A 24,155-nucleotide genomic window follows, 5' to 3' on the forward strand; every position below is an offset into this window, starting at 1 on the left:
AGCCGCATGAAGCGTGCTCTTTCGCGCCTTTTGGTGCGCGCAGCCCGAGCACGTTGCTCCCCATTGTGTTTCCCGTTAGTTCAAATGAGTGCTGATGTTCCCGCGAGTTGGCATGTCCAGGCCGATGTCGAGAATGGGCGCGCTGTGTGTCAGCCATCCGACCGAGATGAGATCAACACCCGTCGCAGCAATCGCCGGTGCCATTTTCGGTGTCACCCGGCCGGAAGCCTCCGTGACGGCGCGGCCCCCAACCATTGCCACGGCGCGGGCAAGGTCCTCAACCGACATGTTGTCGAGCAACACCGCGTCGACCCCCAGCGTGAGCGCTGTATCGAGCTGCTCGAGGGTCTCGACCTCGACCTCGATCTTCACCATGTGCCCCGCGGCAGCGCGCGCCCGCTCTATTGTCGTGCGAATGTCGCCGGCGATCGCGATGTGGTTGTCCTTGATCAGGAAGGCGTCGTCGAGCCCGAAGCGGTGATTGGCGCCGCCGCCGACGCGTACCGCATATTTCTCCAGCGCGCGCAGGCCGGGCGTCGTCTTTCGCGTGCACACGATCCTCGCCTTGTGGCCACGCACGGCTTCGACCATCGCTGCCGTGGCAGTGGCAATGCCGCTTAGATGACACAGAAAATTGAGCGCCGTGCGCTCGGCGGTGAGCAGGCCCCGCGCCGGTCCGCACAGCATGGCGATGATTTCGCCCCCCGCGACATCGCTGCCGTCAACTCTCCAGATTTGCATGTCGATCGCAGGTTCGACGAGCATGAAGGCGAAGGCGGCCAGATCGAGCCCGGCAACGATCCCCGTTTGTCGCGACTTCAGCACCAACGTGGCGGTGCGATCGCGCGGGATCACGGCCTCGCTGGTCAGATCGCCGCATCTGCCCAGGTCTTCGAGAAGAGCACCGCGCACGATCGGTTCGATCAGGGTTGAGGGAAGCGGTGAGAATTTCATGTCAGGGTACTCCGCATCGGCGCTCGCCAGCTGAGTGCGACGGCGGTCTGTATTGCGCTGCGCAGTGTCAGTCGTGACTGGCGCGCATCTGCATCGCGTCCGGCGAAATCGGAACGATAGTGCGAGCCGCGGCTCTCTTCGCGCCGCAGAGCCGCAATGGCGATCATCAGCGCGACCATGGCGGGGTCAGACGCCGCGCTGTCGTGAGCTGCAACCGGCAACAGGGTAGCCACCCCGTCGCGTAGCGTCTCGCCGTCGCGGACGATGCCGAGCGCGGCGGAGACGATTGGACGGATGCCGGAGGCGTCCGGCCGTTGAGGCACGAATGCCGAACACACGCGTGGTCGCCGGGTGTGTGATGCGTCGGCGACGCTTTCAGCAACCCAGCTCGCCGTCACCACTGCTTCGATAAGCGAGTTGCTGGCGAGCCGGTTCGCGCCGTGCAGACCCGTGCAAGCGACCTCGCCGCATGCCCACAGTCCCTCGATGGAGCTGCGGCCCGCAGCGTCTACTGCAACACCGCCCATGTGATAATGTGCGGCCGGGCGCACCGGGATCAGGTCGGTCGCCGGATCGATGCCGGCCTGGCGGCACAAATCGGCGATCGCCGGAAAGCGCTTGTCAAATCTGGGACCCAGACATTGCCTGGCGTCAAGAAACACACGGCGTCCGAGAGCGAGTTGGCGCCAAACCGCGCGCGCAACCACGTCGCGAGGCGCAAGCTCGCCCCCTGGGGTATCACCCAGGAAACGCTCTCCCTGCTCGTCGACGAGCACAGCACCCTCGCCACGCACCGCCTCGCTCACCAGCGGCATCGGCCGCCGCGGGCCCTCGAGGGCGGTCGGGTGGAATTGCACGAATTCCAGGTCGGCGAACTCCGCCCCGGCACAAGCGGCGAGCGCGAGCCCCTGTCCACATGAGCCAGGCGGGTTTGTCGTCTCGCTGAACAAGGCGCCGATGCCGCCGGTCGCCAGCACCGCGCGGCGCGTTGGCAAGGCGATTGCGCCCGTGCACCCGGCCGCGACCACGGCGATGATCGCCCCGTCTTCCACGACAAGCCGGCGGGCCTCGACGTTTTCCAGGACAGTGATGGAGGCTGTGCGCCGTGCTGCCGCGACCAGCGCGCGCACCAGTTCGCGACCGGTGGCATCGCCCGCCGCATGCACGATCCGCCGCTGCGAGTGCGCCGCCTCGAGCCCCAGCCGCAAGGCGCCATCAGCGCGTCGGTCGAATGCGACTCCAAACCGCTCTAGAGTCCTGATCGCTTCAGGTGCAGCTCGGACCACTCGCCGCACCGTTGCCTCGTCGCAGAGGCCGTCGCCGGCCGCCAGGGTGTCACAAAGATGAAGTTCGGGACTGTCTTCGCCGCCGACACTTGCAGCAAGACCGCCTTGGGCGAGCTCGCTGCAGGCTCCGGTTCCCAGCCCCGCATTAGATAGAAGCACAACCGGTTCCGGCGCCAGATGGAGCGCGGTCATCAGGCCTGCCAAACCAGAGCCGATGATCACCGGTGCCCCGCCAATGTCATGAACGTCGAGGCTCATATGGAAAGCATTCGCTCGACTGAGTGGCGCGCGCGCTCTGCAATCCCGGCGGCGATCCGAACCTCATGCCGGTTCTCTTCGAGCGCGGCGCGGATGTTGGCCAAGGTGATGCGCTTCATGTGCGGGCAGAGATTGCAAGGGCGGATGAACTCGATTTCGGGATGCGCGACCGCGACATTGTCGCTCATCGAACATTCGGTCAGCAGGACGACGCGCGCTGGTTTCTCCCGCTCGACATAATCCAACATGGCCGCAGTCGAGCCGGAGAATTCCGCTTGTGTGACAATCTCGGGCGGGCATTCTGGATGGGCGAGCACGATGACCCCAGGATGTGCATCGCGCAATTCCCGGATGTCGGTCGACGTGAAGCGCTCATGCACTTCGCAGTGGCCCTTCCAGGCGATGATCTCGACATCCGTGTCCGCCGCAACGTTTATCGCCAGGTATTGATCGGGCACCATGATCACGCGCGGCACGCCGAGAGATTCCACCACCGCGCGGGCATTGCCCGAGGTGCAGCAGATGTCCGACTCCGCTTTTACCGCTGCCGAAGTGTTGACGTAGGTGACAACCGGGACCCCCGGATAGCGCTGCCGTAGCTGCCGCACGTCCTCTGCCGTGATGGATTCGGCCAGCGAGCAACCGGCGCGGAGGTCCGGAATGAGGACCATCTTGTTAGGATTGAGCAGCTTGGCCGTCTCGGCCATGAAATGCACGCCGGCAACCACGATGACCTGCGCCTCGACCGTGGCCGCCTTGCGGGCCAGTGCGAGGCTGTCGCCGACGATGTCGGCCACGCAATGGAAGATCTCCGGCGTTTGGTAGTTGTGCGCAAGGATGACCGCGTTTCGATCGCGCTTCAGCGCAAGGATGGCTTCAAGGTCGTCGGTAAACGCCGGCCATTCGACTGGCGGAATCACCCGCCGGACGCGCTCGTACAGGGACGCAGCCGTAGGTAACGCCCCAGTCATCAGCGCCTCCGCTTATATTCGATCTGACAATAAGGGGAATATGTCTACCTTGACTATAAGTATGTCAAGCCCGCGCGAGCGGCAATTTTGTCCCGGCCCCAGCCCTGTCGTCGAGGACGGCATGCCGGAACCGATAGAGCTTTGCCGGTCGCCCGCCCGTCTCGAGGGAGGTCTCGCCAGTTTCCTCGACCAACTCTTGCTGCTCAACAAGCCTGCGGAAATTCGGCTTGTTGATGAGCCTCCCGGCGAGGGCCTCCACGGTCCGCTGCAGCTGAAGCAGCGTGAAGGACGGCCTCATGAGCTCGAAAACCACCGGCCGGTATTTGATCTTGGAGCGTAGCCGCGCAATGCCCGTCGCCAGGATTCGTCGATGGTCAGCGACCATTGCCTTGCCAGATGTCACCGCAGGCGTTGCGTCCCGCCCGCGGCCAGCCTCTTCGATCAGGGCAGATTCATAGAGCAACTCATAACGCTGTAGGGTGAGTTCCTCATTCCAATTGCGGTGGTCGAAACCGAAGGCAATCGCGGCGCGCTGCAGGCGTTCGCGTCGCGTGGTGGCGTCGCTGGCGCCCTCAGCCCACTCACTCAGGCGTGGTCGTAAGATATCGAGCACCACCGGCGTGCCGGAGCGATGATCTTCCCAGGGCAAATACTCGTACCAACTGCGCCACCCACAACTAGCGGAGCCCGCTGCCTGTTCCTTGCGAGTGAGTGCGAGATAGCTGATTGAGATGGCGCGTTCCTGGGGCTCGGCACCTATGCGGTCCCGATCGGCGAAGGTGTAGAGCTGCTCGATATAGCCGAGCGGGTGGCCGGTCTGTTGCTCGACCCAACCCCTCAGACCTGATTGCAGCGATCGATGCTCCAGCGCATAGGGGCCGGACGGAAGGGTATCCGCGTTCCCGATGGTGAGAAGACAGGGATCACTGTCAGTTACGGCGACGACAACGGCGATCAGGTCCACTTTTGCTTCGTCGGCCTTGACCGCGGCTCTGCCTTTTCTGGTTCCTTTTGCCTGATGGTTCATGTTCGCGAAGGTGAGTTGTTCCCGAATTCGGGGTTATCAATCGATTGAATTTAAGCGTTGCTGCACGAACGTCAACACCGCACAGCTGGACGATCTTTTTTGCACTTCGCACTCGCACAAAAATATGCCAAACGCGACACCCGCGGGGGGTAACGCTAGGGAAGGATGCATCGTTGAGTGCAACGGGTGAGACAAAGGCGATCACACCGCCGGATATCAGCGCGCGGAAAGGCCAGGCTCCACTCGTCTGCCTGACGGCATACACCACGCCGATAGCCAGATTGGTTGATCCACACTGCGACGTCGTTCTCGTTGGCGACAGCGTTGGCATGGTATTGCACGGCCTCTCATCGACGCTGGGCGTCACTCTCGACATGATGATCATGCACGGCCAGGCGGTGCGCCGCGGTCTGGTGCGATCATTGATGGTCGTTGACCTGCCATTCGGCTCCTATGAAGAGAGCCCCGTGCAGGCCTTCGGCAACGCTGCGCGCCTGATGGCGCAGACCGGTTGTGCGGCTGTGAAGCTCGAAGGCGGTGAGAAAATGGCCGAGACCATCCGCTTCCTCTGCGCCCGCGGCATCCCTGTCATGGCGCATGTCGGTTTAACGCCTCAGGCGGTCAATACGCTCGGTGGCTACCGCGTCCAGGGGCGGGGAGAAGATGCCGAGCGCATCAGGCGCGATGCCAATGCGGTTACGGAGGCCGGCGCATTCTCCGTGGTGCTGGAGAAGGTGCCCGAACCCCTCGCAAAACGCATCACTGCGGAGATCGCCGTCCCCACCATCGGCATCGGCGCCTCACTCGCCTGCGACGGCCAGATTCTGGTGAGCGACGATATGCTCGGGCTTTTCAGCTCCTTCCGGCCGAAATTCGTCAAGCGCTACGCCGAACTTGGCGAACAGGCCGATGCAGCGATTGCGGCTTATGCCGCTGACGTCAGGAGACGGTGCTTTCCGGCGGCGGAACATCTCTACACACACGAGGCGAGGGCCGGAGACGTCACATGAGCGTGCCGATCGTTCGAAGCACTGCCGAGCTCCGCGCTGTTACCGCGCGATGGCGTCGCTCAGGCGCCAAGGTCGCCCTTGTACCGACCATGGGGGCCTTGCATGAAGGTCATCTCAGTCTCGTGCGTGCTGCGCTTCAGAAGGCCGATCGGGTAGTCGTGACGCTGTTCGTCAACCCCAAGCAATTCAACAGTGCCACCGATCTTGATGCCTATCCTCGCACGGAAAACCAAGATGCTGCAAGGCTTGCGCCGCTCGGCGTGCATTTGCTCTATCTGCCGGATGCAGAAGAGATGTATCCGCCAGGCTTCGCCACGAGCATTTCGGTGTCCGGCATCAGCGAGGGCCTGTGCGGCAGCTTTCGGCCGGGCCATTTCGACGGCGTGGCGACAGTCGTTTCCAAGCTCTTCCTGCAGACCGGCGCTGACTTGGCCTGTTTTGGCGAAAAGGACTTTCAGCAGCTTCAGCTGGTCAGGCGCATGGTCGGCGACCTGGACATTCCAATCACCATCCTGGCCTGTCCGACAATCCGCGAAGCCGACGGTCTTGCACTGTCCTCGCGCAATCTTCGGCTCTCGCCAGCACAGCGCGCCATTGCCCCAAAGTTGGCAGCGGTCTTGCTGGGGGTGGCCGATCGGCTTGCGCGCGGCGCTCCTGTCCTTCCCACTCTTGCGGAAGCGCGCGCAGCAATCCTGGCTGCCGGCTATCGCGAAGTCGAGTACCTGGAACTTCGCCGCGAGGCAGATCTGCAACCGCTGACGAGCCTTGACCAACCGGCACGCTTGCTTGTCGCGGCATGGCTAGGCGACATACGGCTTATCGACAACATAGGAATGTCACCAATTGGTGCAACAAATTAGAGGCTCGCGGCGCTGCATCGCCGCACAACAGGCTCATTGACCAGGAGCAGAGCAATGCCCGCGATTAAGCCGACCAGCTCGCAAACGTCGAATGGATCGCCAATCATTTAGACGAAGGTCTGCGCCGAGCAACGGCACGGAGGTTTATGCAAAGCGCAGATGCATCGCGTGTTTGAAAATTTCCTCGAGCAACTCTCCGAAAGCGTCGATGCTGTCGATCTGTGTGAGACAATGGCGTCTGCCGCAGCCGCGTTAGACTTTCCGCTCTTTGCCTATTTCAGTTGCCCGTCAGCTTCCGGCCGGAAGCCGCGCTTGATTTCGAATTATCCCCCATCCTGGACATCGCGCTATATGCAATTGCGCTACCACAGGCATGATCCGGTGATCCTGCGCGGGCTTCAAGGCTGGGACACCTTTGATTGGGGTGTGGATTTAGCTCGGCAACATCTCCCGGCTTCACAGCAACGGATTCTGGAAGAAGCAGCTCGATTTGGCATTCGTTCCGGGTTGACCATGTCGATACATGACCATCGCGGCCGCTTTGCTGCGCTGACCTTGGCTTCCGACCAGCCCCGTCCGCCTCTCTTGCGGTCACTGACACGGTACGAGCAAGCATTGCAGCTGGTCGCGATCAGCTTTCATATATTTGCCCGGCGCAGGCTCGCCGAAGATTGCGTGGTCAATGGCGTAATCCTGACCCCGCGAGAATTCGAATGCTTGAAATGGGCGGCGGACGGCAAGTCGGCCTGGGATATCAGCCAGATTCTCAGCGTCTCGAAACGAACCGTGACCTTCCATCTGGAAAACGCCAAGGCAAAACTTGGCGTGCGAACCATCAACCAAGCCGTAGCACGGCTGGCTTCTTCCCGACATTCGAGATCCTGATTCCTTTCTGCGGATACCTGTAAAGGTCTACAGGCTGCATGATTGTCGGCTTTGCTCTTCGATGGCGGGACCACATCCTGCACGGAGGCGACAAATGATGCAGCTAATCACACCTGAGCTCTACGATGAGTTTTCAAGCGAGCTCAAAGAAATGTACGGACTGAGGCATCGCGTTTTCAAGGAAAGGCTGGATTGGGATGTTCAGACCGAAGAGGAACTGGAAACAGACGCATATGACGGGCTGAGGCCCGTCTATCTCCTTCTCAAAGGATCCGACTGGCGCATTCGCGGTTGCGTCCGTTTTTTGCCGACGACGGGACCGACAATGTTGCGCGACACGTTTCCGATGCTGCTTGGCGAGACCGCGGCGCCAGCGAGTGCCCGCATTTGGGAGAGCAGTCGTTTCGCACTCGATCTCCCTGCATCAACGCCCAAGGCTGGAGGGCTGGCCCAAGCAACCTACGAGCTATTCGCGGGCATGATCGAATTCGGCTTGTCGAACGAACTCACTCGGATCGTGACAGTGACCGATACGCGCATGGAACGGATCCTGCGTCTTGCAACTTGGCCGTTGGCGCGCATCGGGCATCCCAAGGCGGTGGGCAACACGGAGGCGGTCGCCGGCTTTCTCGAGGTTTCGCACGCTAGCCTCATGCGCATCCGCTGGAGGGGACGTTTGAACGGACCTGTATTATGGCAGCCGGTTCTCGGCCTGTCGGCATACGCTTAAGATCTTCCCACGCTTGAAGGCGTCATCGCGCTGCCGTTGGCCAAAGGCGTTTCAGAAGCTCACATGAGGCCTCTATCGACGGTCCGGGGGGTCCATATTGCGGCGAAGGCTGGCGGCTCCAGCAAGGGAGCGGTGCGCAACAGGAAGCTGACCTCAATCACCGCCCGCGCGCTTTCCAACGGAGCTACTAAAGGAATCAGCCTTACGGCTTTGATACCTACGTGAAGCGATGCAGCGCGCCACTGCGCGATGACGAGGAGGGGGCATCGCCGGCCGGGCCGGTCAAGCGGCCCGTGAAGGTGGAAAATCTTCTGCCCAGTCCGCGAGCGGACCGAGAAGGTCCCCCACCTTCCGCACCACGCCACTTGACAGTCCCGCCCGCCGCAGTGGGGCGGGCTCTCGCCATCCCCCCGGAAAGACCGGGGAGGCTTCGCTCGAAAGGGCTTTCCCGTCGGGAAACACACACTCAGGACACAGACCATGACCGAACTCGCAAACTTCATCCCCCTCAACGAGGACGGCACCTATCTCGATGGCGTCGTGCGCTGGCGTCTGTGCTAATCGAAACCACGTTCTTCCACAGGTGCAATCTTGCTTCTGTGAAATAAAATCACCTCGTACGAGCTTCCATATTCCGTCTTCACTCCATCCAAGCCGTATCTCTGCGCCAAGGGAGCCCATGCGCCTAGTTCATCGGGGAACACTTGATTACCCTGCTCGTCCATGACCGCTAATTTCAGGGGCTCTTTCGCCTCGACAACAAAGTACTTTCCAGAACTACCTGCATAGCCGCGTGCCGTGTTTACATCGTTTTCTGAGGTCATCCAAATTGCGTCGCCCGTGTGCCCGCTTTGCCCGCGACCGCCCCACACCCCATCCCTGTTAGCGTGGTTGAACTTTGTTCCCGCCGGAAGTTCTTCCATCTTCTTCCTCTCCCAACCAACTGAGGCTGCCTGATCTATGTGGTGAACGGTTTGTCCCTTGCCCTTAGCCGAAACCTGACTACTCGGTACGAGGACGATCACGGTCGCAGCAAGGATCATCCCCTTCCAGAAAGACGGGGGATGCACTCGATGAATCGGGATGGCCGCGGTGGCGGTCTCTTTCGGTGAGGATCTCATGTAAGGATTTCCTTGTGCTCGTTTGTGAATTGTCCGCCATCGCATCCATTTCGCGATCGTCAAGTCGAATGGAGTTGCCGTCAGGTCTGATGACCCGGCGGCGGTCTTCGCTGGCGGGTATGCCATGAGCGCGGCGAAGATCAGGCCGCCGGCCAGTTGTATCCAGTCAATGCTGGCGCCTGAAATAGCGATAGCAGGTTCCTGCGGCACCGGGCTGGCGGCCGGCCAAGCCAGTCCATCCGTAAAGCTCTGAGTAGCGGCAAGTTCCTTATGCAGATCAACCCGCTTGGGCCATTCGGGGTCATGCAGGCAGGCGAAATTCACGATCGAAGAGGCCTCGGGCATTCGGAAGGCAAGTGCATGTGACAGATGACGTATCCCGAGATAATTCACGCGTGCGACAATGTCCCGATCCAGCGTGCCCGAGACGCCTGCGGCATTGACGAGGCCGTCGATGCGTTCGGGGAACTGGGTAAGCGCTGCATCAATTTCTTCGGGAGAATCCTGATCGATGCGAAAGAACGCGTCCAGCATCACGACGGGATCCTCCAGATCGACTCCAATAAGACGCACGCCTTCGCACCGGGCGAGACGGGCGACTTCGGCGCCGACCCCGGAGCAGACACCGGTTACGACAACGGTTTTACCGGCAAGCTTCAACGGCTTCTCCATCTTTTCGCAAAGGACGGCGCTCTCGAATGTCTGATCAGGTCGCGGCGTCCTTGACCGCCGACGCCGATTGGTTGAACTCCTCGATGCCGCCTCAGACTCCCGGGCGTGCCGTTGCCCGACTCGGACGTTTCGTGCCTCAGCGATTGAAGCAGCGATACGGGCCGATGCACCGCAGGTGCTGTCGCTTATGTCGGTTCGGGTACGATCGACAAAACTGATTCTATGCATGGTGTTCATCCATACCGTAGATGCAAAGCGCCCGTCGGCTTGGACGGTTCAAGCGCAAAAGCCATGCCAACTGACAGAGCGCTTCGGCCTGGCTTGCTAAGGTATGGTTTGGCGCAGCCGGTGCCACCGAGAGACCTTCGGCCCTCGATCGCGAATGCGATACCCTCCTTTGCGGATGTCAGAAGCTGGAGAATAGAGTCCCCGCCTAATGGCCGCTCATGCTGAAGCGGTGGCCAAGATTCTCCTGAATTGCCCCTGACCGATAGTGAGTCGATTCCCTTACCTGGGCTGACAATGGGTTACGCAATTCAGGCCAGGCAACCAATCAGGCATGTCGAACTCGCGCGTTAAGGCCGTAGAGCGCAGCCGCAAACGCCAATATTGCTCAAGCCCTGCTACAACTTTGCAGCCGCCCGTCTATTCCGGTCGTCCGAAGAACTCTTTCCTGTGGCGAGCTGACAACAGACGCAACCCGGCGAGATTTCTCGCGACACGGAAGGGGCGCTTCAGAGCGCTTCTGCTTACGAAATACATCTGCATGAGGCTCGGAGTCTTATTGTGCGACCCCTGGTGTGCAACACGGTACACAGCGGCCCGGAACGGGAGGCAATTCAAGGGAGTTCCGCGCTTGGCCAGAGCTGGTGCTATACGGACGTGGCTGCCAAGCGTATCTTTGATCCATTCGATGGGGGCATCTTCGATTTTTGCCGGCAGCCCGTACAGATCCGAACGAATGATCAGCGATGTTCCGCAATAGTGACTGAACTGGTCACGACAGAGCAGAACATTGCCGCCATCGTCCCAGCGATACCCCTTGTCAATCCTCCAGCCGTTTTCGTTCGGATGCTTAGAAGCATACTGCACGATACGAGAGCTTACCAAATCGTCGTCGTCAACGATCATGAAGAAGCGGCTGCCAGCGGCATTGAGCATGCCGGCAAGAACACGGCGGCCTTTGTCGGCGCGGAATGAATCCAGAAAGTCGTTCTCAGTTGCATCGCCTCGCTCATGAATGTCGTTCGGTGGAAAGCTCACCCGGACCACCGAGAACTTATCGGGCATGACAGGAAGATCGGCCCCGTCATTGGCAACCACTATGCCTCGCCAATCGGGGTTGGTTTGATTGGCAATGGATGTGACGGTTTGGGCGAGGTTCCTCTTCAGGAGGCCCCAATCACGCGCGTTATCCTGATGCCTGACAGGAACAATGAACGTTACGGCAGTCATGACAGTCTCCAGTCTTTGACTGTGCCAACCGCCTGTTCTCTTGCCCATCTAATGCCGTCGTCATTCGACATTGCCTTGTAGGATAGATCGGTACCCCCTGAAAAAGCGTTCATGAACCGGCGAATTTTTCCGTAGTTGTTGTCCAGCACCGCGTGGGGGCGCCCTATGAGAATCGAACAGATGTGCACATGCAGGCGATCCGTAAGGATGGCCTTGCCACGGGAAATCTGCCGGATGCCGCGTCGAAAGCGGTTGTTGGCCGCGGCATTCAGTTTGCGCAACCGCACTTCTGAGGGGCTGAGGTGCAGCAACGCAGATGCCGCACCGAGCGCTTTTGCAACGCCCACCCTCGAGTGGCGCTCGGTGATCCAGTCCTCCCTTGGGATATGGGGATAGACAGAGAAATCGACCGCTCCGACCTGCTCCTTGTCCTGGCGAAGCATCGCGAGCACCGGGAAGCGGGGCGCATCAGGCTGCACACTGCCGATGCAAAAAGCCATGTCGGGGCAGAGATGCACCTGGCAATCGAACTTTTCCCGGGCGAACAGAAGGGATTCCTCGTCGCGCACCAGCAGCACGAAGTTCTTATGTCGGCCAATGGCGCGTCTGCTTTGCTCAAGCCGTTCCGGAGAGCTGTAATGGATCGATTGCGGAAACTGGACGATCTGCCGGTCGGGAAACAACTCCAGTATATGTTCCCGGAAGTCCTGGTGAGATACCCATAAGTCGCCGAAATTGCCGCCCCCATGGATAAATATGGGCCCACTCGGAGCCGTCCCCTTGAGTTCATCATGGGAAAAATCGTCCGTCGTGCAGACATAGGAAGGCCGCTTTGCGTAACGATCCTTCAAATAGGCAATCCCAGCCATATTGCCGAGTCGCCACAGTTCTTGATGTCGGGAAAATCCAGTATCGCTATCGGCTCATCGGGCCTGACGAACATCTTTAGGCAATCATGCGTTATGTCCTGCAGCGCAGCAATCAGTTCTAGTTCCTGAGCACCTGGCATCGTACCTCTCTTTTGAATTGACGAGCTGGAGATCACGCGTGGCTGACTTTGGACAGCACCTTGAAAGCGAGCTTTCTCACTTCGGTTTCCGGCCCATCCGGACGGCCCATAACGATCCAGAGAAAGAGACTGAAACCGCAATAGAGAGTTCCGCCGAGGCAGATGAGGACGGCGAGTTGGAGAACCAAGCCGGTCTGCGTGGTCTGAGCGCCAATGCAATGATCGGCGAGCGTTACACCTGCGGCCAGAACGGCCGAGCTGGCGAGCGCCCTGAAATTCGCCAACAACTGCGCCCTGACCGAGACATTGATGAGCCGCTCCACCACCACCATGTTGACGACAGCGCTGAACAGACCGGTGAGCACCCGGCTGAATATCAGCCCCGGAAGCCCCCAGCACCCCAAACCGATCGAAATCACCGGTATGCGGACAAGAAGCATCTGTGTATCACGCACGAACAGGGTCCGGGTCTGCCCCAGGCTGCAGCCCCATTCTGTCGGTGTCCTCTATGCCCAACTGCTCGGCACCGCGCCTGTCTCGCCATGGATGCGATCAAAGCTTCCTCGCGCTAGAACGGCGTGACTTGCGTGGGACCCGCCAACGCACCTCTCGCCAAGTCTCAGCACCACGGAGTTCCGGAATTTCCGGCCCGAGTCGCTGCTCGCGGACTTTGTCATCGCGTGTCTTCAATCGCGCGACCTCGTCTGGCCGCGAGCAGCACGCCACGCTGATTTTCGACATTTGCTGGAGCGTCCCGTTGCTTAAAGATAATCTTTGCGGATTCCGTTCAGCACCTCACCAAAGCGACTTTTCAAGCCGTCGAGCGAGCCATCGGGACTAAGCTGCGGTTCCCCGCGGCTGCTTCCCACAACCAGCTTGTGCACACCGCGCGGAAGCAGGCCCGAATTCAGGACCGTGCCGACGCCCACGAGCATTGTTTGTTGGTGCACCTCCCGGAATCCAGGCAACAGAAAGTCCCATAGCCAGAGATTGAGGTCGTCACCAAATTGCCGTGGCTCGATTCCCAATGATATGGAGTCATTTCGCCTCCGCAAACTTAGCTGTCCCGAGTTCCCTCAGTGTCAGCAGCAACTCAGGGTCACGCCACGCCCAACGCGCGAGCAGGCCGACGTTTGGCACTTTGCCGCGACGAAGAAGTCCGGCCTGGCTCCAAAGCGCCTGGCGACGCGCTCTGCCCTTGGAGGGTGGCGATTGACTCAACTTCCTCTGGCCGTCAGGCAAAGCAAGCTTCGAGCGCGTCGAGCGCTGCCCAGGTGTTGAATTGCTGCTGCAGGAAGCGGCGCGATGTGCGGTCGATGCGGTGAAAGATATTGACGCCCAAGCCGCGCACGACGCCCGGATCACCGCAGAGCAGGCTGCGCCGAGAGGCGAGGATTGTATCGCAGAAGAAAAGCACGTCCTCTGCGGCGCGCCGAAGAGTGGCGTCGAAACGGATTTTTTTGAAGATGGTACGGCCGATCACCATTCCAGAAAGATGGAGAAAGCTCCAGTCCTTCAGCATTGCGCTTGCAAGGTCAGGAACTTCGATGACAAGCGGCTGCTCCCCCAATCGAATCACCCGTCCGCCCCTGCAAGTTCGGATATTGCGAGGTGGTAATAGAACTCTTCGCTCGCTTGAATTGAGGCCCAGTAACAGTCCCCTCCGAAGCACAACATGCTCTCAAAAGCGTTGTGCAGATGATGTGGCAGCCAGGTGTCGTCTGAATCGAGGAAAGCGACGAGACGCGTCGAAGGCGAAACGTTCTCAAGCCCGGTGTTGCGAGCGCCACCAGGGCCGGCGTTGGCCTGCCTTATGACCGTGATGCGCGACCTCTGATCGGCGTCAAGCGCTTCCAGCTCGACCTCAGCCGGAAGAGGGGACTCATCGTCGATAACCAGAACCTCAAAGCCCGTATAAGTCTGCTCAAATACGCTCTGTAGCGAACGGCGAAGAATCCCCGCTTTTTTCTGATAAAAAGGGATGACGATTGTGAAAGAGGCCAATTCTCATCCATGCCTTCGGGAGGTCTGTGCGAGGCCCGAGTAACGCATTCGGCAATGGTTGGCCAAAGTGATTGTATGGATGATGATCATCCATGGCGTGGATAGGCCGTCTGCGGCGAGCGTGGCGTCATCTATGGCACCAATCAGCTCGGGTCTCGGGCGCACTCTCGTTTGCCCGTTCCCGTTGGCCCGGGGCGGCTGCTTCGACATGGCTAGCAGGCCAGCAGGAACACCGAATCCAGGGTTGAGCAAGCCGAACTACTGCCCCGGAACGTCGGCGGTGATCAGCCCCACTGGGTGGCGCGGGCATGGTCGGCGCAGTCGATCAGACCATGTTGCGGCGGTCAGTTTGTTACGACTTGATCGGACCCGGTTGAGCCACCATATACCGCCTCCGGCCGCTGGTCTTAGGTGCCTCATGCACCAGACCTCCAGGCTGAATTGAGTCAATTCATTTGACTGTCCGGGTCCAGAGGAACTCTCCCGAGGTGCCGGGCATCTTTGCTCTTCTTCGAGGTGTTTATGAAAGATTCACGCATTCCCGAGCCGGTGTTGACGGCCATGTCGGCGGGGACCCACATCACCCGTGCTTATCGTGAGCACCTTGGATATTCCGTCGAGGACCTGGCAGTGGCGTGCGGGCTTGCCGCTGAGGAAATCCTGAACATTGAGTCCGGTCTGAGATACAACAAGGGTTATAGGGACCGGATCGCAAAATCGCTGTCCCTACCCGCCGGAATTCTTGAGACGGAGGCGGACATATTGGACGCTGCCTGATCGGTGGAAGGCCGGTTTCCCGTTGGTTGCCGGGAAACAGGTCTCTCGTTTTCGCATTGTTGGAACCCAGCGTTTGCGCCACAGGTCCGTTTGCCCAGGATATCACCAACGCGAGCAGCAGGTGCCATACGCGCCCGGAGAGCCTAGCTCGGGCGCCGCTCGCGGCGCGTTCGGGGGGAATGCAGGATCACACATGCATTCCAGTCACGCTAACTGCCAAGCAGATGACCGGCATTTCGTAGGGCGGCGAGGAAGGGGCCGGCATGGACGGTGATATCGATCTTTGCCTGCGTTGAGAGGGGCATGCTTGTCCAGTTCTCCAAAGGCGCCATCAGATCTGAGAACGTGTCATTCACCATGCAATAGTGGGTAAGAAGGCCCTGCCTGTCCAACGCGACCACGCCAGTTTGTTCGCCTCGATACCGGATTGCCGCGATTCGCTGCACCTGCGGGTCATCGTCGACCCGCACGTCGAAAACCAATGTACCCTGGCTCCTCGCGGCTATCTCCGCGGCTCTTTCGCTGAAACTTGATGAGAGAGAGCGGACGCTTTCGACCGCCATCTGGAAAATCGCCCAATCCAGTTCCTGCGAGGCCATGTCGGCAATTGCGCGTAGTAGAGGGGTGATTGCAACGACGCATGCGGCTTGTTCACAGATGTCGGCTGACGACCGATCCTAACCGGGGTTCTGCCGCCCATCGTGCTGTCCGATTCGGACTGATGCTGAAGCGAGGGGGCACGCCCACTGAACTACCTCTCGGCACCACGCTCACTCCCTTGCTCTTGTTAGGCAGCGCGTGGCCTCCGCAGCCTCCGCTCTCCCACGAGTACGGGAATTCTTCCCAAGCCATATCGCGAGGCTTCGCATTTGTGATTCTAAGCGTATGCCCGGGTTTGAACATTGACCTAAGGAGGCTGCGCGGTGTCGCGACCCAGCCGCACCCTCGGCGAGTCAGCGCCACAGGGTTCACAAAGTTGACTGGCTGGGCTAGGGGGAGCGCAGAGAAATCTCCGGTCGCAGCCTTACCCGGTCAAAACAAGGATACCACGATGAAGACTCTCGTCATCTGCTCCGGCGGATTGGACTCCGTTTCCCTTGCCCACAAAGTGGCAGCGGAGCACGAACTTGTCGGGCTGCTGTCCTTCGACTACGGCCAGCGGCACAGCAAAGAACTGAAATTCGCCGCGATGTGCGCGCAGCGATTGGACATTGCGCATCAGATCATCGACATCCGCCAAATCGGCCGCGGCCTTTGCGGCTCCGCGCTCACCGATGGTGTCGACGTGCCGGACGGCCACTACGCCGAAGACACCATGAAGATCACGGTGGTGCCGAACCGAAACGCCATCATGCTGGCCATCGCCTTCGGACTCGCCGCCGCGCAGCAGCTCGAAGCAGTGGGGATGGCCGCTCACGGCGGAGACCATTTCATCTATCCAGACTGCCGTCCGGCCTTCATCGAGGCTTTCCAGACGATGCAGAACCGAGCGCTCGACGGAGACGCGCAGATCCGTCTTTATACGCCTTATGTGAACCTCACCAAGGCGGACATCGTCGGCGATGGAGCAAGGCACGGGACCCCATTTGCGCAGACCTGGTCCTGCTACAAGGGCGGCGAACGTCACTGCGGACGGTGCGGGACCTGCGTCGAGCGGCGCGAAGCGTTTCATCTGGCGCAGCACGCCGACCCGACCGACTATGAGGACACCGATTTCTGGCTTGAGGCGCTGCGGAGGCGGAGCGCCTGATGTTCCGCATTACCAAGGAATTCCACTTCTCGGCCTCGCATCAGCTCACCTCCTTGCCACCCGAGCACCAGTGCGCGCGACTGCACGGGCATAACTACATCGTCGTAGTGGAGCTCTCGGCCAAGGAGCTGAACTCGCACGGCTTTGTGCGCGACTATCACGATCTGGCGCCGCTCAAACACTATATCGACGAGAGCTTGGACCACCGGCACCTCAACGACGCGCTCGCGCATGAGCAGGTCACAGCGGAATACCTGGCCAGGCATTTCTATGAATGGTGCAAGGCACGGCTGCCGGAAACCGCCGCCGTGAGGGTGAGCGAAACCCCTAAAACCTGGGCGGAGTACCGGCCGTGACCGACACGCGGCCCGCAATCCGGGTCAGCGAGATATTCGGGCCGACGATCCAGGGCGAGGGCGTGCTCATCGGTTTGCCGACCGTCTTCATCAGAACCGGCGGGTGTGACTACCGCTGTTCCTGGTGCGACAGCCTCCATGCGGTTGACAACCAATTCCGCGATGAATGGAAGATGATGCCAGTGGACGCGGTGTGGCAAAACGTGGTTGCGCTTTCCGGCGCCCGGCCAGTTATGGTGTCCCTGTCGGGCGGCAACCCCGCCATTCAGCCCTTCGGCGGCCTGATCGAGCGGGGCCATGCTGAAGGTTACCGCTTCGCGCTGGAAACCCAAGCTTCGGTGGCCAAGGACTGGTTTGCCGAGCTTGACGTACTGGTCCTCAGCCCAAAGCCGCCGTCGAGCGAAATGAGGACCGATTGGGTTGCATTCGAGGCTTGCATCGAAGCGGCGCGGGAGAAGCCGCAAGTCGTGCTCAAGCTCGTCGTTTTCGACGAGAGTGACTACGCCTTCGCCAAAGACGCCGCCGCCCGATTTCCACGTCTCCCGGTCTATCTGCAACCCGGCAATCACACGCCACCGCGCCGTGGCGAGGAAGACGCAGCTGTCGACCTTGCCGGAATCATGAGGCGCATGGAGTGGCTGATCGAAAAGGTGACGCGAGACAGATGGTTCGAAGCCCGCGTATTGCCGCAGCTGCATGTTCTGCTCTGGGGTAACAAGAGGGCCGTCTAGGTCTCGCTCGCCGGTGTGGGAACTGCACCAATCTTATCCTCGGCCAGAATCTGGCGCCGTCAGCGCCGGACGGAACTAGAGCCCGTGCGCCTGTCGCGCCGCTGCTATGGCTTGGGTAAGCCCCCTCACGCCGACGTCAGCACCTTCTGGACCGCAGAAGGTGAACACCGGGCCTCTTTGGCTGCCTCACAGACCGTCCCTCGGCCTTCAGGGCCTTGATCAGGTCATGGTCTAGCGTCACCGGCCTGCCGGTCTTCCACGGCTCGCTTCAGCTATTTGACCGGGCCGCCTTGTGAGGCTGACGCGGCGCCAATCTTTACGGGCCTCTACGATGCGGCAGGCAACAAGGTCTACCGCTTAGTTGAGCGTCGGCCAGTTGGCTTTGTTTGGCGCACCCAGAGGTTGACCACTTTGTGCTACGCAAGCTCTGACGCCGCAACTTAACCTTTGGTTTTTCGTGGGTCTGCACCGTAGGTGCGTTCCTCGCGAATTGTTCCCTTTGCCTTGTGCAAAACCGCTTGGGCGAGGCCGCCAGCCTTATGAACAGCGCGACCTGCGGCCGTTGCGGCGGCCTCAGATGCTTTCTGGGTCTTGTGATCGGATACGGTGTTTCCGCCTTGCGTCACCTTCCAACCGCTCTTTGACGGCGACGAGTGAAATACAGTTCGTTTTGCCATTCGCATACTCCCATAGATGAACCGGCAAGCGCCGGAGTTTCGCGTGCGTAAACGTACGCACGCCAGAGCCGACTGCGGTGGAGTTATTTGTGGAAGACTAGTGTAAGAGGTTACTTCTTAGGTGGCTTGGGCGGTGGCGGCGGCGCAGGCTTGGGTGGCGGTGGCGGAGAAGGTCTGGGGGCCTCGTGCCTAACACCTTTGCGTTCTCCCGGCGGTTTCTCAGGTTGAAATTCGAAAGATGGAATCATGGCTTCCTCACTTAGTTCTCGCCTCGAAAAGGCAGACAACGATACGCTAAAGGAAATCTTGCGGGAAGCTGAGAGCCGACTTGATGCACAACTAACAATGGCTTTGGCAGCAGATTTGAGGGCGATGACGTTGCTCGGTTTCATGGTTGCGGTTGTCGCCGTAGTCGTCGCTGGCACGCTTGCTATCTATAAGTCCGAACACGTCGACATCTTCTTTGGTGCCGTTGGACTATTTGCGACGTTTGGGATGTCGGTTTCATCCTTTTACGCTTTTGAGGCGGCCAAGCCGATAGACTTTGATGCTGTGGGCAATTATCCCTCCGGCTGGGCATCTGATGCAGAAAGTGGGAAGCCGCTCCACATCGCCCTAGCTGAAGTCTGCGCCCATTACGATGAGATGCTGAAATCCAACAAGGCTGCCATGAAGAGCAGTAGCGAACACTTGCTGTGGTCCTCGCAAGTCGCACTAGGAACGATGTTTGTGTCCGCCTTTTTGGTGGCATGTCGTATCTTGCACCTGTTTCCCTACTGAAGGAGGGGAGGGCTGGGTACGATCTTGATGAACTAGATGCGACGAGAAGCGCGCAAGACCTAATCCGAAAGTTATGTTTGGAAAGGTAGGATCTGGCCCACGGTGTAGGGTGGTCGGATATCTAGGGCCGATGGTCCTAAGGACCGGTGGTGGCTGCAAAAAGCGTTGAGCAATTGCGGCTTTCCGGGACGCTTGCCAAGAATCCGGATACGTCAATCACTTCGAGCCGCCCGACGATCGGCCGATCGGTGAGCCATACGAATGGCTGTCGGCGCCAGGGCAAGCGGCCTGGAAAGAGATGGCGCCGACTTTGCTGCGGTATTGCCGCCGCGGGATTGTCGGTCTTACCGCGCTACTAGTTGGGAAAATGCGCAGCGGAGATCTGGGTGTTGCGGGCCTGAGAGCGCTCAACCAATGCCTGGGCTCACTTGGAGCCACGCCGGCGTCGTTCCCAAAGGTAGGTTGGGCGCCGCCTTCGGATGACCACGACGATTCTGCAGCCGAGTACTTTCGATAGGCGCGTTCAAGGGAGAATGTTCGGCGGCTCAACGTCAACGCAGCCATAGGCGCGGTCCGTCGCCAAGCCGCCTTCCTGCCTATATTCTGCCTTGAAGCAAAAGCGAAATGACTTCGGCTTCACGTCAGTTCTCCACCCACATCTAAAGGGTATGACCAGTTCATGCGGCACAGCGTTCATCCCGCATCCCTTCACACGGTGCGGGATTGCAAATTTCTTTGTTCGCCCGCCTTGTTTGACTGCCTCGATGATAGACCCAATCACACCGGTCAGGTCGTCATGATCGGTAAACACGATTACATCGTCCGGGTATTGAAACGACAACTCATGGACAAGCAACGCTCGTCTGTTGTGGTTCAGAATCTCGAATTTTAGGCTAGCCTGCCGTGAATACTCAACATACTCAGCCTGGTAGACGCCAAACGTAGGATTCACCTCACCAAGCACGGCGTCAGCTTGCCGTTTGGCTTGTGCGGCCGACAGCCATGCTAGCAGGGCGGAGATCAAAGAAACAGCGACCGCGACAGCGGCAATCCAATCAGAAGTCACCATGCCGAGGGCTTTCTCTATGCGGCTAACCGGGCGTTTTCTTAGGGTCGCGATCGCGGGGGAACGTTCTCTCCTCTTCATATCCGCCGCGCTTTTTCTCAATCCGGACAGAGCCGCCATCTTTCCCAATCGCGCTGGATAGAACGCCGCCAGCGGTGGCATCCGCTTTAGTTTCGAACCGCTTAGTAGCGCGGTCGGCACCATCTTTATGCAGTTTCCAGTCCTGTTTTTTCTTGTCAAACGACAGAGTGTATGTCGGCAGTTTGGTCATAGGATAATCTCCGAGAAGAAAGTGATGGCGGGCCGAAACCCGCCATCGTTAGAGCGTTACGGACACTCAGGAAGCGCCAGCAAATTATCGTTCCACTGGCCATCCGCGTGAGTGCGGACGTATTTCTCGTTGGGGCCATTGACCACAGCGACGTTGGCGCGCTTTCCGCCTACCGATGTGTAGAAAGTATGCGTGCCCGCTTCGATCCATTGGATCACTTGTGATCTCGACCATTTCCCGGTGGAGTTGCCGAGGTTTGTAATAGCCTCGTGCTTGTTCTCACGTGGGACTTTGTTGATGCAAGTTACCTGCACGTCTGCCATTGCAATTGCTCCTTTCGAGCGCTTTGCGGAGCAATTGGGAATGGCAGGGCTTGGGAGGATGTCTGACCATTACGTAGCTCCTGTGGCTTGTCAAAAACGCCTCAGGACGCTAGTTACCGACCTGCTATGGAGCGGACACGCGGTCTTGTTCGTCCACTCGGCACCACAAGACCGTGAGTACGCAACAGACAGAGGCAGACGGCGAATCACCGTCTGCCTCTTTTTTATGCAAAAATGGCATTCCAGTAAATGGCCAGTAACGTTTTGTTAACAATATAGTGACGCTGAGATAGTCAGCTTTGCTGTCGTATCGTCACTACCTCGTGGTCCGCCCAATCCTTTGAACGCGGCGCGCCATCATTTCCTTTTTACAGCAATCCGCAGATGTCAAAATACCCACCGCGCCCGGCGCGATCGACCGCCATGGAGTAAGCAATGGCTGCAAGTAGCGACGACCTGCTAATTAGCATTTCGACCGACCTCTCTACGCTGCAGGCGCGCATCAACGACATGGTCGGTATCGGTGCGAAGGGCCAGCAAGGAGCGGAACGGCGTCCTAGCGGACCAGGGGCGTGAGCTTGAGGCTCTGCGAACGAAATACAGCCCGCTGTTTGCCGCCCAGCAAACATACTTGGGAGTCTCAAAAACATTAAGATGGCGCAGGCGATCGGCGCAATTAGCGCGGATGAGTCCGCAGCTGCCATCGCGCGCGAGAAGGCTTCCTTTGCTGCGAACGTTGTTGCCATCAATACCGTGGCGAGCGCTCACCAAGCGCAATGCGCTCTCCCTTAACGCGTCCGCTGACAACTATCTCTTCTTGCATGCCGAGCTTGGCGTAGCGTTCGCCTTTAACGGTGGGACGGAACCATCGCTCCCGTGGATCGGCCCGTTCTCGGTCGCCAATGCCGTCGCAACCGGCGGCGTCAGCAGCATCGTGCAGGGGCGTTACGGTGCACAATACCAATCCGGCAATTCCGATCATCAAGCAACAGCCGTTCTTCTAGGCCTCCTTGGGCCATGCGCACATGATTTCGGTCCTCTCCCGCGTCCCACATCGGACTTGTATGCTGCACCGGCCGCCCAGTATTGTTGCGAAGGGGCGGGGCCACCGAAATGGAGCCTGAGGACGATCTGAAATCCCGTATCGAGGCTGCATTGGTTCGCGGCCACCTTAGCCAATGGCAGCGCCAGTTCCTCCTCGATATGCGTGACCGATTGGTGAAATACGGCCCGCGCACGCGGTTGAGCGCGAAGCAGTGGGCGAAGCTCTATGAGGCGATAGGACCCGCACATCCAGGCACCTACAAGCCCCCATCGCCGCGTTGGCGACCGCGCCGTTGGCGCAACCCACTCGTTCGGGAGGTTCGATACTTGGCAGGCAGGTTCGTCAGAACCTTTGGGATCGCTCTCGCATTGGTCGTCGGGTCCCTGATCTATTCGTTCGTTGTCAAGGGCGGCCAAATCACTTGGCCAAGCATGCCCTCCTTCGCGAGGTCAGACGCAGCAGGCTACAGGGTGCCACTTGCCAGAACCCAGTTCACCGTAACGGACGGAGATACCATTCGGCTCAACAGTTCCGCGAAGGGGACCCGGCTGGTTGGCTTCAACGCACCCGAAAGCATCGAGCCAAGGTGCGACTCTGAGGGAAACCTCGGGCGTCGAGCGAAGGCACGCCTCAAAGAGTTGGTTGCTGCGGCGAAGCTTGAGCTGAAGATGGTTCCATGTTCCTGCCCGGCAGGCACTGAGGGCACCGACAGGTGCAACTACGGGCGAAGTTGCGGCTCACTCTTTGCCGATGGCCAAGATGTGGGCGACATATTGGTGTCAGAGGGGCTGGCCGTCCCGTTCGCCTGCGGCTCTACAAGCTGTCCGCCAACGCCCCGCCCTTGGTGCGGATAGGATAAGACGCCTTCTCGCACAATGGTGTCCCAGCTCTGGCCCTTCCGCAGCATGTCCATGATCGCCTCGCTACGCTCGGCGTCTTCGGGACGGACCTTCATGTGACCCTCGGCCTTTGCCTTGGCGATCCCCTTGAGCCTGCCTGCGCGTCGGTCGTCATAGTACTTGCGGACAATGGCCGCGAGCATGTCGACCAGCATCCCGTTGATGGCGTCGAACATGGGTCCGGTGAAGGCGTCCTCGGTCTTCAGCATCATGTGCGAGGTCGGCAAGTCCAGCGCACCTTTGGAAACCCATCATTTGGCGTTGGCAATTTTTAGGAAACCCATGTGAATTACCCTGATCTTCCGTATCGTGGGCTCGGGGAGCGTATTTTTGGACAAGCTTCAAGTCATGCTATCGAAGGGCTACTTTCCAAAAGAGCTGCCGCCCCCTTTATAACCGAGGATTTCGGCGAGTATGCGCGGGAATTGTTGGCGATATGGGCCGCGAGCGGCCCGCTGAAGCCCAGCCATGCAAAGCATCAGAAATTTTGGGAGATAAGCGAGACTGAACCCGAACTCTACTCGACGCCAAAAGCGAAGAACGAGCGTCGACAACTGCACATTACAAACCCAGTGCCCCAGCTTCTGCTCGCTTCGGTTATGACAAGGAACTGGGCGACTATATCTCGCTGGCTGGACCGGCAGCGATTTAGCTTCTCCAGAACCATGATCTCATCCAAATCGTACAGGGCGATTGAGGAGCCCGACTTCAAGAGCAACGCGGTGCACAAACAACTCATTCGAGCTACCTACGATGTAGAGGTCAAATCAGACGTTCTTCGCTTCTATCCATCCATATACACCCACTCGGTGCTTTGGGCGGCCTATGGTAAGGAACGGGTCAAGAAAAACCGCAAGAAGTATAACGACAGCTTGGGTGATCGAATCGACGTACTTCTCCGTAAATGTAATCGAGGTCAGTCCGTGGGCATCCCGATAGGGCCCGATACATCCCGTATAGTCGCGGATATTCTCTCAGGCTACATCGACAGCAGACCGATGCTGAGGACCGGTCTTCAGCGCGGCGCAGCCGATCGCCTGCAGGATGATTGGGTAATAGGAACTGAAACTGTTGGTGATGCAGAACGACTGCTTTCTGCGTTACGGACGACCTACCTTGAGGTAGGTTTAGAAATTCACGGAGGAAAGACATCAGTTATCGGTAAGACCGTATGTCCGCTTCTGCCGGTGAGGTGGCTCACCCTACACTGCGCGTCCGAGGGTTGCTCGGGCGGTCCG

The 24,155-nt window shown here is 59.4% G+C and carries 22 protein-coding genes and 3 pseudogenes; 11 read left to right on the top strand and 14 right to left on the bottom strand.

What is annotated here, in order from left to right; translation table 11 throughout:
• Positions 1-75: 75 nt before the first annotated feature.
• The 4 genes from nadC to FJ423_RS15830 all read right to left on the bottom strand — a co-directional run bounded on the left by nadC (position 76) and on the right by FJ423_RS15830 (position 4,496).
• The gene (nadC, locus tag FJ423_RS15815) at positions 76-954 is read right to left on the bottom strand and encodes a carboxylating nicotinate-nucleotide diphosphorylase (RefSeq protein ID WP_064993298.1); all 879 of its coding nucleotides are present in this window, start codon (positions 952-954) and stop codon (positions 76-78) included.
• Positions 951-2,498, bottom strand: coding sequence for an L-aspartate oxidase (locus FJ423_RS15820; RefSeq protein ID WP_064993297.1), 1,548 nt, complete (start codon positions 2,496-2,498; stop codon positions 951-953). Before FJ423_RS15820 ends, nadC begins: the two co-directional genes overlap by 4 nt.
• Positions 2,495-3,469, bottom strand: coding sequence for a quinolinate synthase NadA (nadA, locus tag FJ423_RS15825; protein ID WP_064993296.1), 975 nt, complete (start codon positions 3,467-3,469; stop codon positions 2,495-2,497). Before nadA ends, FJ423_RS15820 begins: the two co-directional genes overlap by 4 nt.
• Before the next feature lie 64 nt (positions 3,470-3,533).
• Positions 3,534-4,496 carry a hypothetical protein gene (locus tag FJ423_RS15830; RefSeq protein ID WP_064993295.1) on the bottom strand — a complete coding sequence of 321 codons (963 nt, stop codon included), beginning with the start codon at positions 4,494-4,496 and terminating at the stop codon, positions 3,534-3,536.
• A gap of 173 nt (positions 4,497-4,669) precedes the next feature.
• On the opposite strand from FJ423_RS15830, the gene panB reads away from it, so the two are divergent.
• From panB to FJ423_RS15850, 4 genes are all read left to right on the top strand, one after another.
• Positions 4,670-5,506 (top strand): 3-methyl-2-oxobutanoate hydroxymethyltransferase, encoded by an 837-nt coding sequence (gene panB, locus FJ423_RS15835; RefSeq protein ID WP_064993294.1) that lies wholly within the window; start codon positions 4,670-4,672, stop codon positions 5,504-5,506.
• On the top strand, positions 5,503-6,366 hold the full coding sequence (panC, locus tag FJ423_RS15840) for a pantoate--beta-alanine ligase (RefSeq protein ID WP_064993293.1): 864 nt from the start codon (positions 5,503-5,505) through the stop codon (positions 6,364-6,366). Before panB ends, panC begins: the two co-directional genes overlap by 4 nt.
• A gap of 159 nt (positions 6,367-6,525) precedes the next feature.
• Positions 6,526-7,251: a LuxR family transcriptional regulator gene (locus tag FJ423_RS15845; protein ID WP_064993292.1), complete on the top strand. Its 726-nt coding sequence runs from the start codon at positions 6,526-6,528 to the stop codon at positions 7,249-7,251.
• Positions 7,252-7,345: 94 nt separating this feature from the next.
• Complete coding sequence (locus tag FJ423_RS15850) at positions 7,346-7,981, top strand: acyl-homoserine-lactone synthase (RefSeq protein ID WP_064993291.1); 636 nt, start codon at positions 7,346-7,348, stop codon at positions 7,979-7,981.
• A gap of 557 nt (positions 7,982-8,538) precedes the next feature.
• Here the strand turns inward: FJ423_RS15850 and FJ423_RS34190 are convergent.
• The 6 genes and pseudogenes from FJ423_RS34190 to FJ423_RS15885 form a co-directional block, all read right to left on the bottom strand.
• Positions 8,539-9,762 (bottom strand): hypothetical protein, encoded by a 1,224-nt coding sequence (locus FJ423_RS34190; RefSeq protein WP_224655955.1) that lies wholly within the window; start codon positions 9,760-9,762, stop codon positions 8,539-8,541.
• A gap of 657 nt (positions 9,763-10,419) precedes the next feature.
• Positions 10,420-11,229 carry a galactosyl transferase gene (locus FJ423_RS15865; protein WP_064993289.1) on the bottom strand — a complete coding sequence of 270 codons (810 nt, stop codon included), beginning with the start codon at positions 11,227-11,229 and terminating at the stop codon, positions 10,420-10,422.
• Positions 11,226-12,238: pseudogene (locus tag FJ423_RS15870) on the bottom strand (polysaccharide pyruvyl transferase family protein). Before FJ423_RS15870 ends, FJ423_RS15865 begins: the two are co-directional and overlap by 4 nt.
• A gap of 32 nt (positions 12,239-12,270) precedes the next feature.
• On the bottom strand, positions 12,271-12,693 hold the full coding sequence (locus FJ423_RS15875) for a hypothetical protein (RefSeq protein ID WP_224713362.1): 423 nt from the start codon (positions 12,691-12,693) through the stop codon (positions 12,271-12,273).
• Between the two features lie 405 nt (positions 12,694-13,098).
• A pseudogene (locus FJ423_RS15880) lies at positions 13,099-13,280 on the bottom strand (polysaccharide pyruvyl transferase family protein); the annotation flags it as partial.
• Positions 13,277-14,242: pseudogene (locus FJ423_RS15885) on the bottom strand (glycosyltransferase family A protein). The pseudogenes FJ423_RS15885 and FJ423_RS15880, both read right to left, overlap by 4 nt.
• Positions 14,243-14,764: 522 nt before the next feature.
• On the opposite strand from FJ423_RS15885, the gene FJ423_RS15890 reads away from it, so the two are divergent.
• Positions 14,765-15,019 carry a helix-turn-helix transcriptional regulator gene (locus FJ423_RS15890; protein WP_064993353.1) on the top strand — a complete coding sequence of 85 codons (255 nt, stop codon included), beginning with the start codon at positions 14,765-14,767 and terminating at the stop codon, positions 15,017-15,019.
• A 209-nt stretch (positions 15,020-15,228) separates the two neighbouring features.
• Here FJ423_RS15890 and FJ423_RS15895 read toward each other — a convergent pair whose 3' ends face one another.
• Positions 15,229-15,618: a hypothetical protein gene (locus tag FJ423_RS15895; RefSeq protein WP_064993287.1), complete on the bottom strand. Its 390-nt coding sequence runs from the start codon at positions 15,616-15,618 to the stop codon at positions 15,229-15,231.
• A 452-nt stretch (positions 15,619-16,070) separates the two neighbouring features.
• Here FJ423_RS15895 and queC point away from each other — a divergent pair, with 452 nt between their 5' ends.
• The 4 genes from queC to FJ423_RS15920 all read left to right on the top strand — a co-directional run bounded on the left by queC (position 16,071) and on the right by FJ423_RS15920 (position 19,313).
• Positions 16,071-16,769 carry a 7-cyano-7-deazaguanine synthase QueC gene (queC, locus tag FJ423_RS15900; protein WP_064993286.1) on the top strand — a complete coding sequence of 233 codons (699 nt, stop codon included), beginning with the start codon at positions 16,071-16,073 and terminating at the stop codon, positions 16,767-16,769.
• Positions 16,769-17,125 carry a 6-carboxytetrahydropterin synthase QueD gene (gene queD, locus FJ423_RS15905; RefSeq protein WP_013533306.1) on the top strand — a complete coding sequence of 119 codons (357 nt, stop codon included), beginning with the start codon at positions 16,769-16,771 and terminating at the stop codon, positions 17,123-17,125. The genes queC and queD overlap by 1 nt, the downstream gene beginning before the upstream one ends.
• The gene (queE, locus tag FJ423_RS15910) at positions 17,122-17,856 is read left to right on the top strand and encodes a 7-carboxy-7-deazaguanine synthase QueE (protein ID WP_064993285.1); all 735 of its coding nucleotides are present in this window, start codon (positions 17,122-17,124) and stop codon (positions 17,854-17,856) included. The genes queD and queE overlap by 4 nt, the downstream gene beginning before the upstream one ends.
• A 923-nt stretch (positions 17,857-18,779) precedes the next feature.
• Positions 18,780-19,313 carry a hypothetical protein gene (locus FJ423_RS15920; RefSeq protein WP_064993284.1) on the top strand — a complete coding sequence of 178 codons (534 nt, stop codon included), beginning with the start codon at positions 18,780-18,782 and terminating at the stop codon, positions 19,311-19,313.
• Between the two features lie 523 nt (positions 19,314-19,836).
• Here FJ423_RS15920 and FJ423_RS15925 read toward each other — a convergent pair.
• From FJ423_RS15925 to FJ423_RS15935, 3 genes are read right to left on the bottom strand one after another with little or no spacing between them, the layout of a single operon-like run.
• Positions 19,837-20,382, bottom strand: coding sequence for a hypothetical protein (locus FJ423_RS15925; protein ID WP_086081355.1), 546 nt, complete (start codon positions 20,380-20,382; stop codon positions 19,837-19,839).
• A 22-nt stretch (positions 20,383-20,404) separates the two neighbouring features.
• A complete protein-coding gene (locus tag FJ423_RS15930) occupies positions 20,405-20,650 on the bottom strand; it encodes a DUF2188 domain-containing protein (protein ID WP_084015674.1) in 246 nt (81 codons plus the stop codon).
• Between the two features lie 56 nt (positions 20,651-20,706).
• Positions 20,707-20,973: a DUF3892 domain-containing protein gene (locus FJ423_RS15935; protein WP_064993282.1), complete on the bottom strand. Its 267-nt coding sequence runs from the start codon at positions 20,971-20,973 to the stop codon at positions 20,707-20,709.
• 1,476 nt (positions 20,974-22,449) lie between these two features.
• Here FJ423_RS15935 and FJ423_RS34195 point away from each other — a divergent pair.
• Both FJ423_RS34195 and FJ423_RS15955 read left to right on the top strand, forming a co-directional pair.
• Positions 22,450-22,872: a thermonuclease family protein gene (locus FJ423_RS34195; protein ID WP_224655965.1), complete on the top strand. Its 423-nt coding sequence runs from the start codon at positions 22,450-22,452 to the stop codon at positions 22,870-22,872.
• Positions 22,873-23,201: 329 nt separating this feature from the next.
• A partial coding sequence (locus FJ423_RS15955) for an RNA-directed DNA polymerase (RefSeq protein ID WP_140700728.1) occupies positions 23,202-24,155 on the top strand: 954 nt, incomplete at its 3' end.

The sequence above is a fragment of the Mesorhizobium sp. B2-8-9 genome (assembly GCF_006439475.1).
Lineage (GTDB): Bacteria > Pseudomonadota > Alphaproteobacteria > Rhizobiales > Rhizobiaceae > Mesorhizobium.

Excerpts from the sequence above, each read along its gene's own strand:
- nadC (WP_064993298.1), bottom strand. The coding sequence starts at position 954 with ATGAAATTCTCACCGCTTCCCTCAACCCTGATCGAACCGATCGTGCGC.
- FJ423_RS15820 (WP_064993297.1), bottom strand. The coding sequence starts at position 2,498 with ATGAGCCTCGACGTTCATGACATTGGCGGGGCACCGGTGATCATCGGC.
- nadA (WP_064993296.1), bottom strand. The coding sequence starts at position 3,469 with ATGACTGGGGCGTTACCTACGGCTGCGTCCCTGTACGAGCGCGTCCGG.
- FJ423_RS15830 (WP_064993295.1), bottom strand. The coding sequence starts at position 4,496 with ATGAACCATCAGGCAAAAGGAACCAGAAAAGGCAGAGCCGCGGTCAAG.
- panC (WP_064993293.1), top strand. The coding sequence starts at position 5,503 with ATGAGCGTGCCGATCGTTCGAAGCACTGCCGAGCTCCGCGCTGTTACC.
- FJ423_RS15845 (WP_064993292.1), top strand. The coding sequence starts at position 6,526 with ATGCATCGCGTGTTTGAAAATTTCCTCGAGCAACTCTCCGAAAGCGTC.
- FJ423_RS15850 (WP_064993291.1), top strand. The coding sequence starts at position 7,346 with ATGATGCAGCTAATCACACCTGAGCTCTACGATGAGTTTTCAAGCGAG.
- FJ423_RS15865 (WP_064993289.1), bottom strand. The coding sequence starts at position 11,229 with ATGACTGCCGTAACGTTCATTGTTCCTGTCAGGCATCAGGATAACGCG.
- FJ423_RS15890 (WP_064993353.1), top strand. The coding sequence starts at position 14,765 with ATGAAAGATTCACGCATTCCCGAGCCGGTGTTGACGGCCATGTCGGCG.
- FJ423_RS15895 (WP_064993287.1), bottom strand. The coding sequence starts at position 15,618 with ATGGCCTCGCAGGAACTGGATTGGGCGATTTTCCAGATGGCGGTCGAA.
- queC (WP_064993286.1), top strand. The coding sequence starts at position 16,071 with ATGAAGACTCTCGTCATCTGCTCCGGCGGATTGGACTCCGTTTCCCTT.
- queD (WP_013533306.1), top strand. The coding sequence starts at position 16,769 with ATGTTCCGCATTACCAAGGAATTCCACTTCTCGGCCTCGCATCAGCTC.
- FJ423_RS15920 (WP_064993284.1), top strand. The coding sequence starts at position 18,780 with ATGGCTTCCTCACTTAGTTCTCGCCTCGAAAAGGCAGACAACGATACG.
- FJ423_RS15925 (WP_086081355.1), bottom strand. The coding sequence starts at position 20,382 with ATGGTGACTTCTGATTGGATTGCCGCTGTCGCGGTCGCTGTTTCTTTG.
- FJ423_RS15930 (WP_084015674.1), bottom strand. The coding sequence starts at position 20,650 with ATGACCAAACTGCCGACATACACTCTGTCGTTTGACAAGAAAAAACAG.
- FJ423_RS15935 (WP_064993282.1), bottom strand. The coding sequence starts at position 20,973 with ATGGCAGACGTGCAGGTAACTTGCATCAACAAAGTCCCACGTGAGAAC.
- FJ423_RS34195 (WP_224655965.1), top strand. The coding sequence starts at position 22,450 with ATGCCCTCCTTCGCGAGGTCAGACGCAGCAGGCTACAGGGTGCCACTT.